Genomic DNA, 14,831 nt, shown 5'->3' with positions numbered 1-14,831 from the left:
CCGGCTATTGTATGGGAGGTTTTTAAGGGGCTTTATACGGGGAGTATGTACGGAGTATCTACGGCGTTGACCCGGGGGAAAGGTGGACTTAAAGGTCCACGCCATCTTTATACATTTCCCATATGGGGCTGATGGTTCTTAGCTGGGAAACGGCGTCTGTAATGGTTTGAATAGTAAAATCTATTTGTTCATCTGTGGTAAACCTTCCGAGGCCAAAGCGGAGGGAGGCGTGTGCGAGGTCGTCGCTGAGGCCCATTGCTTTCAGCACGTAACTGGGTTCCATGGAGGCGGAGGTACAGGCTGATCCGGAGGAAAGGGCGATCTTTTTATTGAAGCCCATCATGAGGGTTTCGCTTTCCACGTATTTAAATGACAGGTTGCAGGTATGTGGCAGGCGCTGGCCGGGGGCGCCATTTAAATATGTTTGCTCTATTTTCAGCAAAGCCTTTTCCAGCCTGTTTCTCATGGGAAGGATGCGTTGTGTGTCGGCCGCCATTTCTTCCATACATAGTTCGCAGGCTTTTCCCAGTCCTACGATGCCGGGCACATTCAGGGTGCCGGAGCGCATACCTCTTTCGTGGCCGCCTCCGTCGATCTGTGCGGTGAGCTTTACGCGGGGGGAACGTCTGCGCACATATAAGGCGCCTGTTCCTTTAGGACCGTACATTTTATGGGCGCTGAGGGTAAGCAGGTCTATACCATCGTCGTTTACGTCTACCGGAATTTTCCCTGCTGCCTGGGTGGTATCTGTCATAAATAATACGCCATGCTTTCTGGCAATATCGCTGATGGCGCGTATGGGGTTGATGACACCGGTTTCATTATTGGCATACATCAGGCTGATCAGGATAGTTTGGGGCGTAATAGCCGCTTCCAGTTCGTTGAGGTCAATAAGTCCTTCGTGGTTTACCGGAAGCCAGGTTACCTGTGCGCCCTGTTTTTCGAGGTGTTTGCAGGTGTCAATGACGGCTTTATGTTCGGTGACGGCAGTAATAATATGATTGCCTTTGCCGGCGTATGTTTCATACACTCCTTTAATGGCAAGGTTAACGGCTTCTGTGGCGCCGGAAGTAAAGACAATTTCTTTAGGTGTTGCCCCAATCAGTTTGGCTACCTGTTCACGCGGCATTGTCTACTGCTTCCTCGGCAGCCCATCCCAGGAGGTGGCTGCGGCTTGCTGCGTTGCCGAATATTTCGGTGAAATAGGGTAACATGGCCGCTACTACCCTGGGATCGCAGGGAGTGGTGGCATTATTATCGAGGTAAACGGGCAGCTGCAGCATAATGTCTTTCTGTTTATATTAAAATCCGGGCCTAACAAATTTACAACATAAGTTCTATTTTTACCGGGTTAAGCATATTCCGGAAAGCGGTACGGATACCGGATTTGTACCACTATTAATATTTATAAACATGCTCAGGGTAGAACATATAGGCATTGCCGTTAATAAATTATCTGTGTCCATTCCGCTTTTTGAAAAGCTGCTGAACACGCCATGTTACAAGCAGGAGGAGGTGGACAGCGAGCAGGTGCAGACCGCCTTTTTCCGGCAGGGCGAAACCAAAATAGAATTGCTGGAAGCCACAGGGCCGGACAGCGCTATTGCAAAGTTCCTGGATAAGAAAGGAGAAGGCATGCATCACATCGCCTTTGAAGTAACGGATATTTATGCAGAAATGAAACGGTTACAGGAAGAAGGGTTTGTTTTATTACAGGAAACGCCAAAAAAGGGGGCTGATAATAAGCTGATCTGTTTCCTGCATCCTAAGCACAGCAACGGGGTTTTGATAGAAATTTGCCAGGATATCAAGTAAGCATTTACTTATATATTTAAAATTTAAATAATAATATTTTTTTTAATTTTTTTTCCATTTTAGCAATCCAAAGGAATTTATCCTCCGTAAGTAATAGAGAGACACCCCGGAAAGAAGGGCCCAAAATGTTAAGACCAAAATTTTTTCACGAATTTTTGAACAAATACATTTTCCATTACGTTATCTCTTATATACAAAATAGAAAAAACATCAATACTCAAAATATTACAAGACTTAGGCTTTATAGATTCTAACAGTTTAAGTTTTAAAGATTACTCTAAAGTTGGCATAGGTTATGAACACCTGCGGGTTTTTTAGCTTGCAGGTCTTTTTTTTAAGCTACTTCTCACAAATAGAGGGATTAATTTCAAGAAATATTAACGCACTATTACTCCGATAAATTGTATCCCGGGCGGGTTTTGTCTTGGCTCAGGATTACGCTGATTATACTGATTATCTGGATTTTTACTTTTGGATTTTTTTTAGATTTTTAGATTTTCTTAAAATAATATAATTAAGGGAGATAAGAGCGGATATCCGCTTCTATCTCCCTTAATCCTTTATAAAATCTAAAAGTAAAAATCCAGATAATCAGTATAATCAGCGTAATCCTGAGCCAAGACAAAACCCGCGTTAATTAAACATATACCTGATACCAAGCTGTCCCTGCCATCTGGAAATAGTGCCGGTATTGTCTCTGAATGAACTGGTGAGCGGAATCTGGTTCGCTGCATCCAGGTAAGGGAAGGAGTAGGCTGCGGCAGCCGTAGCGGTGCCGGAAGCGTCTTTATATTGTCCTTCGTATTTCAGGAAAGAGGGCAGGTTCGGAATTTTGGAAATACCCCAGCGCTTATTGAGGAAGTTGCCGAAGTTGATGATATCGAAACTGATACGCAGCGTGTGTTTGGTTTTCTCTTTGCCGCTGAATACGAAGATGTCCTGTGTAATATTCAGGTCCATGCGTTTGGCGAAAGGTAATACTACCGCGTTGCGTTCTGCATATTCTCCACGGTGACCGCTCAGGTAGTTATCCTGTTTGATAAAATTATCGAGCTGATTCCAGATGATATCTGCGGTGCGTTTATCTGCATTGGTAGCGGGGTTGTAGGTTTTGTCGCCATAACCAACCGGCACCAGTTTAATATCGTTCCTGGTTTTTGGAATGTAGATCAGGTCGTTGTTACCACCGGAAGCATCGTTGTTTACGTCGCCGTTGTAAGTATAGGAAGTGTTGCTGTAAAGTCCGTTTATACTTGGAGCGGCTTCATACACAATACCAACAGACGTAGCGAAATGTTTCGCCCAGGTAAAGCGGTAGGTAGCGGCTGCGATGATACGGTGGGGCATGTAGTAATTGGAGTAGCCCAGAGCATTGGCATTAGGATCGCCGGCAACGGGGCGATCGCGCCAGTTGCTTTGTGCGATGCTGCCACCATCATTTACACTGCGAGATTTACTGTAAGTATAGGCTGCACTCAGGTAAAGATTAGGCAGGTTTTTCTGCAACTGGATGGTGGCAAAATACGAATAGCCCTTGTTGGTATTGCGCATCAGGATGGCATCGCTGATATTAGGATTACTCAGGCTGTTGCCTGCGTATATTTTGGAAGAATTATAGCGTGTGCGGTGATCGGGGGTGCTATCCAGCTGAAACCCTGCAGTAGGAAGGTTTACGTTCTGGAAATATACCGCATTGATATCTTTGGAATAGTTGAATTCCAGGGTACCGATTACGCCCCATGGTAACTGTCGGTCAACAGCCAGTGTTGCTTTTAATACCTGCGGATATTTAAAGTTCTTATCGGTAACGGCTATATTATATTGGGAAGATAACCGTCCTTCTGTACCGGCTTTGTAAGTATTCGGATCAGAACTGAACGGGTAAGGAATGGTGGGCGCAGTGGCACTTGTTTGCGCTACAAACGATCCGAACTGTACGCCGTTGTTACCGGCCTGGTTGCTCAGCCATACAGCTGGCGGCGGACCGGCAAATAAACCTGCTCCACCACGGAGCTGCGTTTTGCCGTCATGTGTAACGTCCCAGTTAAATCCAATCCTTGGCGACAGGAGCGGTGTTGTTTTTGGCGCCTGGCCTACATCTACCTTTACTCCATCCCTGAAAGTCAAAGCAGTGAGAGAATCATTTTTAGAGAATGTACTGCCTATAACTGGTACGTCTATACGTAATCCGTAGGTGAAGGTAAAGAAGTTGGTAACACTCCACTTATCCTGGATAAACGCGCCCAGTTCCAGCATGTTGATTTTTGCGTATGGAAAGGATCCGTCTTTGGTAGTTGCATAAGACACTGCATAACGGGAAGCCGTTGCCAGGTTGCTGTTGGCGCTGGCATAAAAATCCGTGAGTGTATTAAAGCGGTAGTTGCCATTGTAGTTTGGAGCGAAGCCATTGAGGAACGTTTTATAATAGTTTTGTGTTCCTATCGTGATTTCATGTTTTCCCTTGTACATGGTGAAGATATCAGACAGCTGGTATACATCGGTATTGAGCTTGTTATTATAGGTGAACGGCTCATATCCGAAGGCGGTATAGCTGGCGCCCTGGCCGTTCATGATATCCACGAGGGGGAAATTGCTTTGTGACAAAGCATTCCTGAAATCGCGCATAGCAGAGTAGCCGATCTGCAGTTTATTGGAAGCGCGGTTGCCGATGCGGGTATTCAGTTCCGCAATAAAAATGTTGAAGTTATTGTTGATGGTATAGCCGCTTCCGCTGAAAGGAAGACCGGTAGCACTGGGCTGGCGGCCACTTCCAACAGCACCGCCGCCGGGAGCGCCACTGTTGCTGGCAGGAATATCTTTAAATGATTTCAGGTAACTGTATTTAAACGTAAAGGTGTTATGCTCATTCACGTTCCAGTCGACCTTCAGTGTTACTTTATCACTTTGCGTGCGGTAGGTATAATTCTGGTAATCGCCGGGATCATATCCGTATTTGCTGATCAGGAATTGTTTGAGTGCATCCAGTGTATCTGCTACTGCCTGTGATACGTTGCCACCGGCCACTCCGCCGGGTTTGTTGGCTACGAGGCTGGTAGCGGGTGCTTTAATCCTTTCCTGTTCTGCACTTACGAAGAAGAACAATTTGTTGGGGATGATGGCGCCGCCCACATTGAAGCCGCGCAGGTTATAGTTAAAGTCGGGTTTGGGAACAGTGGCGTTGCCTACTTTCAACCCCTGTAATCCGGGTGTTTGAATGTAAGTGTACACGGCTCCTTTGAACGTGTTGGTACCGCTTTTGGTAACGCTGTTGATACCGGCGCCGGAAAAGCCGCCTTGTCTTACGTCATAGGGAGATACGTTTACCTGGATCTGTTCGAGCGCTTCCAGGCTGATAGGCTGGGATGCTGTTTGGGAGCCGAGTGTGGGCTGCAAACCGAATGAGTTGTTGAAGTTGGCACCGTCGACGGTGATGTTGTTCAGCTGATTGCTTCTGCCGCCGATATTCAGGCCGTTGGCAGAGGGTGTGAGTTTGGTGAAGTCCTGCATAGACCTGCTGATCGTAGGCAGGCGGTCCATCTGGGAGCGGGTAATTACTTCCTGGCTGCCGGTGCGGGCCCTGTTAATCACTTTGTTCTGGGTTACAGAAGTGACCACTATTTCTGTGAGGGTGCTGGTACTGGATTGCAGGTTGATGTCTGATTTGAAATCCTGTCCCAGCGACAGGAAAATGTTGTCGCGTTTCTCGTCTTTAAAGCCAATATAAGAAACAGATAAGGTATAAGGACCACCAACGCGGAGGTTGGGTAAATTATAACGGCCGTCTTTCCGGGAAACGGTGTTATATTTTGTGCCGGTGGGCACATGGGTAGCAGTAATGCTTGCGCCGGGAACAGGCCCTTCTTTACTTACAATAATACCGGCTATGTCGGCGGTTGTTTCCTGGGCAAACAGGGCAGCAGGGATCAATAGTACGCAGCAAAGCATACTAATAAGGTAATGCCAGATTTTTTTGTGCATTGCGATTCAGATTTTGGTAAAGTTCAAATGACAGATTGAAGTATTAAAAATAATACAATTATGAAATCGTTAACAAATATTTTGAACGCTTCGGGTCTGCCTGCTGAATCGCCCCTGGTTATCAGGCCAGCACTTTCTCCATACCGGTGCTCCGGGAGCCTTTGATAAGTATATGTGTATCCTGGTACTGTTGCTGCTGCAGCCATTTTCCGGCTTCGGTGGCATTTTCGAGGAAGATGTAAGGGTGGGTAACTTTTTTAAAGTCGCCGCCAACCAGTACCACTGCCTCCCAGTGTGTGCGTTCCAGTAAGTTTACCAGGTCCTGGTGTTCTTTAACGCTATCTGTTCCAAGTTCCATCATGGCGCCGAGCAGCAGCACTTTTTTATCAGCCTGGATACCGGCAAAGTTTTCAATAGCGGCTCTCATACTGGAGGGGTTGGCATTATAGGCATCCATGATAATGGTATTGCTGCCTTTTTTTATTACCTGTGAGCGATTGTTGGAAGGGGTATAATGTGCAATAGCCGGTGCAATCGCTGATTCCGGCACGTTAAAGTGGCTGGCTACTGCTACTGCGGCCATTACATTGGGGAAATTATAAGCGCCTGTCAGTTGTGTTTGTATAAATCCTACCTGGCTGCTGCCCCGTACTTCCACGGCCAGGAAGGCGCTGTCGGCGATGGCTTCGCCTACGTAATCGGCTTCGCTGCTGCCATAGGTAATAATTTCCGGGATGCCGTGCGCCATTTCAAGCAGGTAACCATAATCGTTGCATACGAATACGGTGCCATTGTTGGCGCGTAAAAAATCATACAGTTCCCCTTTTGCTTTTTTAACGCCTTCTTCGCTGCCAAAGCCTTCCAGGTGTGCTTTCCCGATGTTGGTAATGATGCCGTGGGTAGGCAACGCAATTTCACAATAACCGGCTATTTCCCGCTGGTGGTTAGCGCCCATTTCCACTACGGCTATTTCTACGCCCGGGAGTATACTTAAAATAGTAAGAGGTACGCCGATGTGGTTATTGAGATTGCCAATGGTGGCATATGTTTTTAATCCGGCAGACAATGCTGCATTGATCAGTTCTTTCGTAGTGGTTTTACCGTTAGTACCGGTGATGGCCAGGAACGGGATATTTAATTGTTTGCGGTGATGTAAAGCCAGTTGCTGTAAAGCGGTGAGGGCATCGTCTACCAGCATCATTTTATCCGGTATGGTAAAATAAGCTGCTTCATCTACCACGGCAAAGGCGGCGCCCATTTCCAGCGCCCGGGCGGCAAATTCGTTACCATTGAAATTGCCTCCTTTCAGCGCAAAGAAAATATCATTGGCTTTCAGTTTACGGGTATCTGTTTGTACGGAGCGATGCTGCTCATAGATGCTGTATAGTTGTTCAATATTCACGGTCAGATCTTATTTGGTACAAAAATAAGTGGTTAATCATGTAATATAGCAGAATTTTATCTGCCTGTGAAGCAACCAATTCTCTCATCATCCCGTACTTACTATCTACAATCAAATTTGAAAGACCAATGACAAGGAACAAGCTTTTTTTAATGGCATGCCTGCTGCTGGCTGCCTGTAAAAATGAACAGGCCCCTGCGCCGGTAAGTGGCGGGGTAGACTGTGATGCAGCCCATATCACAACAGCCACCGTTTTTGCGATCATACAAGCTAACTGTACCAGCCGTGGCTGTCATCCGGGCGGCAACTCGCCCGCTCTGGCAGATTTTTCCACCGCTGCAAAACTGAAAACATTTATTAATGCCAACCGTACTGTTTTTGAGGCCCGTGTAACCGGTCCACAGGCAGATATGCCACAATCAATGTCTTTTCCTGCACTCAGCCAGGGTTTAAAAGACTCTATCGCCTGCTGGATCGCAAAAGGGCTTCCGGATCAATAACCTAAAAAAGATAAACATGAAATACTTATTGATTTTTGCAGTTGCCCTGCTACCGGTTGTTACTGCATCTGCACAGGATGTTTACTCCTGCAAAAATACCCGTTTATCATTTTTTTCGTCTTCTCCATTGGAGGATATAGAAGCTAAAACAGATAAAGGCGCTTCTGCACTTAACACAAAAACGAAGGAAGTTTTTTTTAAAGTACCTATCAGTTCTTTCCAGTTTAAAAAGAAGCTGATGCAGGAGCATTTTAACGAAAATTACCTTGAAAGTGATAAATATCCGTTTGCAGAATTCAAGGGAAAGATCAATGAATCACCGGAATTCAGCAAAGACGGCACTTACCCGGTAACGATTACGGGCACACTGAATATTCACGGGGTAGAAAAGAGCTACACCGCCAAAGGCACTATTACTGCACAGGGCACAACGCTTACCGCTGTATCCACCTTTAATGTTCGTGTAGCCGATCACGGTATCAAGATACCTTCCCTGGTAGTGCAGAATGTAGCAGAAGTAGTAGCCGTTACGGTTAATGCAGTTTATACACCTTACAGTAAATAACAACATTCAATCCATGAAGTATATATCAACCATCTTATTATGCTGTGTGCTCTCTGTATGTGCACATGCACAGAGCCTCGACAAGCTTTTTGATTCTACGGCCACCGGTCATACCAAAGTGCGGGATACCTATAAAAGTACCCGCATTGTACAGGGGCAGTCGACCGAAATGCTGCGCAAGCACGAACTGGATTTCCGTGTTACCCACCGTTTTGGCGATGCCGGTGGTGAGTTTGGCGGGACCAAAACGTTTTTCGGTACAGATAATTCAACCGATATCCGCATTGCTTTTGAATATGGGGTGAGCGACGACCTCATGGTGGGTATCAGCCGGACTAAGGGCAGCGGGGATTTGCAGCAGTTGTACGAAGGACTGGTGAAGTACCGTTTTTTACAGCAAACAACTGATAACCATATCCCGTTATCGCTGGCCGTATTTGGTAACGCCGTTATCAGCGGGATGCCTTCTGCCACGGATAAAACCTCGGCGGCTTATTTTGAAGACGGGGCCGACCGGCTCATGTATGTGGCCCAGGCTATTGTATCTAGGAAATTTGGCGACAAGTTATCACTTACCCTGTCGCCTACTTATGTGCACCGTAATCACGTGGCATACATGGACATGAATAATATGTTTGCCCTGGGAGCGGCCGGCAGGCTGAAGCTCAGCAAAAGGATGGGACTTCTGGCAGAATACTATTATCCGTTCCGTTCCCAGGAAAGCAAAGACTATTTCAAATCTGCGAAGGGCATCTCTTTTTACAACCCGTTGGCCGTCGGACTGGAAATAGAAACAGGTGGTCACGTATTCAGCATTACTTTCACCAACTCCACTGCCATACAGGAAAGTCAGTTTATTCCTGAAACCACTACTTCCTGGTTACAGGGCCAATTCCGTTGGGGTTTCAATATTTCCCGTAGATTTACGTTATTCGGGAAGAAAGATTGGAAAAAATAAAATGCCGCATACGTGAAAATTCATGGTTAGCCAAAACAGCCGCCCGCTTCATGCGGGTGCAGTCTGTAGCCATGGTCCTGGGACGCACCATCCACTTACATGGGGCGTCCCGGGAACGCTTTTTAGCGGATACAGCCTGGATGCGGCATGAAGCTTGTCATATCAAACAATACCAGCATCTGGGCTTTTTTGGATTTTTATGGAGATATTTGTCCGAATACCTGCGGAGGGGCTACTATAATAACACTTTAGAGGTGGCCGCCAGGGCTTCAGAGGAAGATCCTGCTATACTGGATGATATTGAAATAGTCTAAAGAATCGTTAAAGTCAGAAAATTTCCAGCCACTGGTTTTATTTTTCTTATTTTTACGTTAAAGGTTGATTTTATGGTTAAGAAGGTAACAGAGGGCATCACCATCAGCGTGGAAACATTCTACCAGCCGGATTATTCAAATCCTATTGGAAGCGAATTCATGTTTGCTTACCGTATTACCATTGAGAACAACAACATTTTCCCTATCAAACTGCTTCGCCGTCACTGGTACATTATTGATTCCAATGGCACACACCGTGAAGTAGAAGGAGAAGGTGTTGTAGGTGTTCAACCACTGCTGGCGCCAGGTGAAACTTATCAGTACGTCTCGGGATCCAATTTACGGACTGAGATCGGCAAGATGTACGGTACTTATCAAATGGAAAACCAGCTGGACAAGAAAATACTGGAAGTGAAAATTCCTGAGTTCCAGATGGTCGTTCCCTTTAAACTGAATTAATACCCGTTTTCGTTTAGCCTGTAATCCTTTCTCAGGGCCTGTACTTCGAGGCTTTGAAGATCTCCGTCACTTCTTTTGACTCCATTAATTGCTGCAAGGTCACATCCTTGTGTTCACTCATATACTTTTTTATGATCTGCCAGCCCACAAAATTGGCAATTTTGCCTGGGGCGCCCTCGGGCATACCCTGTGTAGACGGGCCATCGCCAATAAAATGATTGATCTGCTGCCAGTCGCTGGAATATACCAGGTTATTCTGCACAAAAAACTGCCAGATCATGCGCTCGTTTTCCCGGCACCAGTCCAGCTGGCTTTTCGTATATCCCAGCTTGATAGTATCCGGTGTTTCCGGTAATACTTTGTCCAGGAAATATTGTTGCTTACCGGCCTCCATCATCTGTTCCAGCAGGTTCCCGTTTTTACGCGCAGGGGGATACAACTGTTGCTGGATTACCTGCATACAGTTGGTGGTAATGTATTGAGGGGCAAACCGGTGCACCATATAATCCGGGTAATCGGGGATCTGTGCATAGGGTGGAAAATCTTCTCCCATGTACATATCCAAACCAATGCCCAGGATAGAATCCACTGTGATAGCGCCATAGTTGGCGATACCCGAAATAAAAGTGACTACTCTGGGCGGACGGAAAGAAGGTATATAGTATTTGATATAGCGGAAACACTGTTCCAGTTCTGGTTTCAGTGTGGAATGACTGCCGTATTTGGCAGATACTGCTTTTTCCAGCTGGCGGAAATCGGGTGTGGTTAAAAACAGGTGCAGTTGTTGCTGTACCGCTGCGTTGCTGTCGGAATACGCGCCCAGGTTAAGGATATCCGTAATATACAGGGGCAGGAATACCGGGTATGCTTCATGCAGCTTTGCCAGTCCGGGTTGTATATTATTGGTATCAATAGTAAACAGGGCGGAGTCGAAACGCGATAAACTAACGTTCATGGCTATATGACTAACGTCCGGCGCTTTATTACCGGAATTACAGGCTGCGGTACCCAGCAGGGCTGCCACGCAACTTATCAGCAGGGTATATTTATTAATGTAACTTTGCATCATTCTTAAAACTCATCTAAGGTAAAATTATTATTTACCTTGTATTATAAAAAATTACGAATTAGCATCATCTATGAAGAAGATCATCTTTTTACTGGCGATAATGGGAGTGGCGAAAGCTGGTATGGCGCAATATGGCGGTAATTCTTTCAGGGAAAAAGTAAAGCTTGGATTTACAGTGAGCCCGATGGTTTCCATCCTGAAGCCACAGGAATCGGGCGTAAACAGGAACAGTGCCAAAGCAGGCCTGAACTTCGGACTGATGGCCGATTTTAAGCTGAACGAACAAGGTACTTATGCATTTTCGTCGGGGTTCCAGGTATTACTGGCCGGCAGCAAGCTGAAATATGATGCAGGTAAGGGTTTAGGCGATTATAAAGCCAATCCTGCTGAGTATAATATGAAGCTTTCCTATATAGAAATACCGCTGGCATTGAAGCTGAAAACCTTGCCGGATGAAGGTGGTATCGGTTTCTGGGGACAGTTTGGCACCTACCTGGATTTTCCTATCACCGGCCGCGCAGATGTAGTGTCGATGGGGCAAACCTATGATAAGGTGAATATCTTACCCCAAATGAACCGTATCAACATAGGCATGTTATTAGGAGCGGGCATAGAATATCCGCTGGGCGCCAATCTTACTGGTATGGCAGGCATTACCTACCAGAACGGTTTTGTGGACGTAACCCGTAACGGCAAATGGGACGACGGAAGGGTGAATATGAATAGCTTTGCTCTCCGGCTGGGTGTATTTTTCTAGTTTTCCCTCTTTTTTAATTGAATATTTTTACCATGAATATTATACTGGCACAGCAGAATTATCATATTGGCAATTTTGAAAAGAATACGGCAAAGATCATCGACGGCATCCATGCGGCAAAGGCACAGGGCGCCGACCTGGTAGTGTTTTCCGAGTTATGTGTATGTAGTTACCCTCCGCGTGATTTTCTTGAATTTGAAGATTTTATTGCGCAATGCTATCATGCGATAGATGTTATAAAAGCGCATACCAAAGATATTGCCGTGCTGGTGGGCGGTCCGGCCCGCAACCCGCAACGGGAGGGCAAAGACCTGTTTAACGCCGCCTGGTTTTTATATGAAGGCGAAGTAAAACAGGTGGTGCATAAAACGCTGTTGCCTACCTATGATGTGTTTGATGAATACCGTTATTTTGAACCGTCTATTGAATGGAATATCATCCCGTTTAAAGGCAAAAAGCTGGCTGTTACCATTTGTGAAGATATCTGGAACCTGGGAGATAATCCCCTGTACCGTGTTTGCCCGATGGACCAGCTGATTGCACAGGAGCCGGATGTGATGATTAACCTCTCCGCTTCTCCGTTTGATTATGATCATGATGAAGACCGCAAAGAAATTATTCTCGCCAATGTATTGAAGTATAAGATCCCGATGTATTACTGCAATACCGTGGGTTCCCAAACGGAAATTGTATTTGACGGAGGCTCCCTCATTTATGATGCGCAGGGTAATGTAGTGAAAGAGCTGCCTTACTTTGAAGAAGCGATGGGCGGCATGGAGTTGGAAATGCTGGTTGGCAGCCATTTGCCACCGGTGAAACCTGTTGATTTTACGCCGCTCACCGAGCTGGTATTTGACCATAATATTGATCGCATCTATGATGCCCTGGTGTTGGGAATTAAAGATTATTTTGGTAAGATGGGCTTTACAAAGGCTATCCTCGGCTCTTCAGGCGGAATCGACAGTGCCGTAACACTGGCTATTGCCTGCGATGCGTTGGGTAAGGAAAATGTGCGGGCTATCCTGATGCCTTCTCCCTACTCTACCAGTCATTCTGTAGATGATGCCGTGGCGCTATCCGAAAACCTGGATAACCCGCATGATGTTATCCGTATCAACGATATTTACGAAACGTTTTTAACCACGCTGGAGCCTTATTTCAAAGGATTGCCATTTAATGTGGCAGAAGAAAATATGCAGTCGCGCATACGGGGTAACCTGCTGATGGGCTTATCCAACAAGTTTGGTTATATCCTGCTGAACACATCCAATAAGAGTGAGCTGTCTACCGGTTATGGTACGTTATATGGAGATATGGCGGGCGGATTGAGCGTTTTGGGAGATGTGTATAAGATGCAGGTATATTCACTGGCAAGATATATTAACCGGGAGAAAGAGATCATACCGGCCAATATTATTGACAAAGCGCCTTCTGCGGAGCTACGGCCGGATCAGAAGGACAGCGACAGTTTACCGGACTATGCGATCCTCGACAGGATACTTTATCAGTACATAGAGCGCCGTCAGGGACCGCGCGAAATAGTTGCTCAGGGCTTCGATGCTGCATTGGTTTCGCGGGCCTTAAAGATGGTGAATACCAATGAATACAAGAGAAATCAATTCTGCCCTATTATACGGGTATCCTCCAAAGCCTTTGGTGTAGGCCGCAGAGTGCCCATTGTAGGGAAGTACCTGAGTTAAGCTATTTTAATATATTTGCTAAAATTTGATCATACAACATGTTACAAGTACCGTTTATACGTCAAAATAAAGAGTTGGTATTGGAGCGCCTGGCATTTAAGAATTTCAAGGAGCTGGAAGTAGTAGAAGAAGTGCTGGCGCTGGATGACAAGCGCAAGAAGTTAACCCTCGAATACGATGAAACACAGGCCCAGGTGAACAGTTTATCCAAAGAAATCGGTAAACTGATGGCCCAGGGGAAAAAGGAAGAAGGAGAAGCGCAACGTGCTGCTGTAGCGGCTTTGAAAGACCGCCTCGGCCCTGTGAATGAAGAGCTGAATGCCACCGAAAAAGCATTGCAGGATGCCCTGGTGAAACTTCCTAACCTGCCCGCTGCGATGGTGCCCGCCGGTAAAACGCCGGAAGAAAACGTGGAAATCCGCAAGGGTGGAAAAATTCCTGACCTGTATGCAGGCGCCGTTCCACACTGGGACCTGGCCAAACAGTACGACCTCATTGACTTTGAGCTGGGGAACAAAATTACCGGCAGTGGTTTTCCTGTCTTCAAAAACAGGGGCGCCCGCTTACAACGCGCGCTGATCCAATACTTCCTGGATTATAATACCCTCAACGGCTATACTGAATATGCGCCGCCATACCTGGTGAACGAAGCATCTGCCTATGGCACCGGCCAGCTGCCGGATAAAGAAGGCCAGATGTATCATGCAACGGCGGATAACTATTATCTCATTCCCACTGCAGAAGTACCGGTGACCAATATTTACCGCGATGAGATCATAAAAGATACCGACCTGCCGGTGAAGATGACTGCGTATACGCCTTGTTTCCGCCGTGAAGCCGGTTCCTATGGTAAAGATGTACGTGGTTTGAACCGTGTTCACCAGTTTGATAAAGTAGAAATTGTGCAACTGGTACATCCCGATAAATCTTATGAGGCACTGGATGAAATGGTAGCGCACGTAGAAGCGTTGCTGAACCAGCTGGAGCTGCCTTACCGCATTCTTCGTTTATGCGCCGGTGATATGGGCTTTACTTCTGCTATTACCTACGATTTCGAAGTATACAGCGCTGCCCAGCAGAAATGGCTGGAAGTAAGCTCTGTGAGCAACTTTGAAGCTTACCAAACCCACCGCATGAAAATACGGTTCAAAGAAAACAATGGTAAGCCGCAGCTGCTGCACTCTTTGAACGGAAGTTCCCTGGCATTGCCGCGTATCATGGCCTGCCTGCTGGAAAACAACCAAACCGCGGAAGGCATACAGATACCAACCGTGCTGCAAACCTATTTCGGCAGCCACAAGATATAAGCCATTA

Annotated in this window: 14 protein-coding genes; 9 read left to right on the top strand and 5 right to left on the bottom strand. The window is 46.3% G+C overall.

From position 1 onward, the window contains the following. Window positions 1-88: 88 nt before the first annotated feature. Window positions 89-1,129 (bottom strand): aminotransferase class V-fold PLP-dependent enzyme, encoded by a 1,041-nt coding sequence (locus QFZ48_RS08495; RefSeq protein WP_429061951.1) that lies wholly within the window; start codon window positions 1,127-1,129, stop codon window positions 89-91. Further along, window positions 1,119-1,283, bottom strand: a complete 165-nt coding sequence (locus tag QFZ48_RS08490; protein ID WP_429061950.1) for an aminotransferase class V-fold PLP-dependent enzyme — start codon at window positions 1,281-1,283, stop codon at window positions 1,119-1,121. Before QFZ48_RS08490 ends, QFZ48_RS08495 begins: the two co-directional genes overlap by 11 nt. Window positions 1,284-1,413: 130 nt before the next feature. On the opposite strand from QFZ48_RS08490, the gene mce reads away from it, so the two are divergent. Next, window positions 1,414-1,815 carry a methylmalonyl-CoA epimerase gene (gene mce / locus QFZ48_RS08485; RefSeq protein ID WP_079469734.1) on the top strand — a complete coding sequence of 134 codons (402 nt, stop codon included), beginning with the start codon at window positions 1,414-1,416 and terminating at the stop codon, window positions 1,813-1,815. A 633-nt stretch (window positions 1,816-2,448) separates the two neighbouring features. Here the strand turns inward: mce and QFZ48_RS08480 are convergent. Both QFZ48_RS08480 and QFZ48_RS08475 read right to left on the bottom strand, forming a co-directional pair. Continuing rightward, window positions 2,449-5,793, bottom strand: a complete 3,345-nt coding sequence (locus tag QFZ48_RS08480; protein WP_429044049.1) for a TonB-dependent receptor — start codon at window positions 5,791-5,793, stop codon at window positions 2,449-2,451. Between the two features lie 121 nt (window positions 5,794-5,914). Beyond that, window positions 5,915-7,195: a UDP-N-acetylmuramoyl-tripeptide--D-alanyl-D-alanine ligase gene (locus QFZ48_RS08475; protein ID WP_429061948.1), complete on the bottom strand. Its 1,281-nt coding sequence runs from the start codon at window positions 7,193-7,195 to the stop codon at window positions 5,915-5,917. Between the two features lie 128 nt (window positions 7,196-7,323). On the opposite strand from QFZ48_RS08475, the gene QFZ48_RS08470 reads away from it, so the two are divergent. The 5 genes from QFZ48_RS08470 (at window position 7,324) to apaG (ending at window position 9,991) form a co-directional block, all read left to right on the top strand. Next, window positions 7,324-7,695: a hypothetical protein gene (locus tag QFZ48_RS08470; protein ID WP_370911173.1), complete on the top strand. Its 372-nt coding sequence runs from the start codon at window positions 7,324-7,326 to the stop codon at window positions 7,693-7,695. A 16-nt stretch (window positions 7,696-7,711) separates the two neighbouring features. After that, window positions 7,712-8,260: a YceI family protein gene (locus tag QFZ48_RS08465; protein ID WP_429061947.1), complete on the top strand. Its 549-nt coding sequence runs from the start codon at window positions 7,712-7,714 to the stop codon at window positions 8,258-8,260. Window positions 8,261-8,273: 13 nt separating this feature from the next. Then, window positions 8,274-9,218, top strand: a complete 945-nt coding sequence (locus QFZ48_RS08460; RefSeq protein WP_429044056.1) for a DUF5777 family beta-barrel protein — start codon at window positions 8,274-8,276, stop codon at window positions 9,216-9,218. After that, a complete protein-coding gene (locus QFZ48_RS08455; protein ID WP_429061946.1) occupies window positions 9,206-9,532 on the top strand; it encodes a DUF4157 domain-containing protein in 327 nt (108 codons plus the stop codon). Before QFZ48_RS08460 ends, QFZ48_RS08455 begins: the two co-directional genes overlap by 13 nt. A 72-nt stretch (window positions 9,533-9,604) precedes the next feature. Beyond that, entirely contained in the window at window positions 9,605-9,991 is a 387-nt protein-coding gene (gene apaG / locus QFZ48_RS08450) for a Co2+/Mg2+ efflux protein ApaG (protein ID WP_079469727.1), read from the top strand. A gap of 31 nt (window positions 9,992-10,022) precedes the next feature. Here the strand turns inward: apaG and QFZ48_RS08445 are convergent, their stop codons facing one another. After that, window positions 10,023-11,060: a hypothetical protein gene (locus tag QFZ48_RS08445; RefSeq protein ID WP_429044061.1), complete on the bottom strand. Its 1,038-nt coding sequence runs from the start codon at window positions 11,058-11,060 to the stop codon at window positions 10,023-10,025. A 70-nt stretch (window positions 11,061-11,130) separates the two neighbouring features. Between QFZ48_RS08445 and QFZ48_RS08440 the strand changes: the two genes are divergently transcribed. The 3 genes from QFZ48_RS08440 to serS are packed head-to-tail and all read left to right on the top strand — an operon-like array spanning window position 11,131 to window position 14,824. Further along, on the top strand, window positions 11,131-11,817 hold the full coding sequence (locus tag QFZ48_RS08440; protein WP_429061944.1) for a porin family protein: 687 nt from the start codon (window positions 11,131-11,133) through the stop codon (window positions 11,815-11,817). Between the two features lie 32 nt (window positions 11,818-11,849). Further along, window positions 11,850-13,517, top strand: a complete 1,668-nt coding sequence (locus tag QFZ48_RS08435; protein ID WP_429061943.1) for an NAD+ synthase — start codon at window positions 11,850-11,852, stop codon at window positions 13,515-13,517. Window positions 13,518-13,555: 38 nt separating this feature from the next. After that, window positions 13,556-14,824, top strand: coding sequence for a serine--tRNA ligase (gene serS / locus QFZ48_RS08430; RefSeq protein ID WP_370911166.1), 1,269 nt, complete (start codon window positions 13,556-13,558; stop codon window positions 14,822-14,824). The last annotated feature ends 7 nt before the right edge of the window (window positions 14,825-14,831 follow it).

Source organism: Chitinophaga sp. W2I13, assembly GCF_050434005.1.
Taxonomy (GTDB): Bacteria; Bacteroidota; Bacteroidia; order Chitinophagales; family Chitinophagaceae; genus Chitinophaga.
Note: the sequence above shows the minus strand (reverse complement) of the source record. Positions and strands in the feature narration are given on the sequence as shown.

What these genes read in the sequence shown, in the direction of transcription:
- QFZ48_RS08495 (WP_429061951.1), bottom strand. Translation starts at nt 1,129, where the DNA reads ATGCCGCGTGAACAGGTAGCCAAACTGATTGGGGCAACACCTAAAGAA.
- QFZ48_RS08490 (WP_429061950.1), bottom strand. Translation starts at nt 1,283, where the DNA reads ATGCTGCAGCTGCCCGTTTACCTCGATAATAATGCCACCACTCCCTGC.
- mce (WP_079469734.1), top strand. Translation starts at nt 1,414, where the DNA reads ATGCTCAGGGTAGAACATATAGGCATTGCCGTTAATAAATTATCTGTG.
- QFZ48_RS08480 (WP_429044049.1), bottom strand. Translation starts at nt 5,793, where the DNA reads ATGCACAAAAAAATCTGGCATTACCTTATTAGTATGCTTTGCTGCGTA.
- QFZ48_RS08470 (WP_370911173.1), top strand. Translation starts at nt 7,324, where the DNA reads ATGACAAGGAACAAGCTTTTTTTAATGGCATGCCTGCTGCTGGCTGCC.
- QFZ48_RS08465 (WP_429061947.1), top strand. Translation starts at nt 7,712, where the DNA reads ATGAAATACTTATTGATTTTTGCAGTTGCCCTGCTACCGGTTGTTACT.
- QFZ48_RS08460 (WP_429044056.1), top strand. Translation starts at nt 8,274, where the DNA reads ATGAAGTATATATCAACCATCTTATTATGCTGTGTGCTCTCTGTATGT.
- apaG (WP_079469727.1), top strand. Translation starts at nt 9,605, where the DNA reads ATGGTTAAGAAGGTAACAGAGGGCATCACCATCAGCGTGGAAACATTC.
- QFZ48_RS08445 (WP_429044061.1), bottom strand. Translation starts at nt 11,060, where the DNA reads ATGATGCAAAGTTACATTAATAAATATACCCTGCTGATAAGTTGCGTG.
- QFZ48_RS08440 (WP_429061944.1), top strand. Translation starts at nt 11,131, where the DNA reads ATGAAGAAGATCATCTTTTTACTGGCGATAATGGGAGTGGCGAAAGCT.
- QFZ48_RS08435 (WP_429061943.1), top strand. Translation starts at nt 11,850, where the DNA reads ATGAATATTATACTGGCACAGCAGAATTATCATATTGGCAATTTTGAA.
- serS (WP_370911166.1), top strand. Translation starts at nt 13,556, where the DNA reads ATGTTACAAGTACCGTTTATACGTCAAAATAAAGAGTTGGTATTGGAG.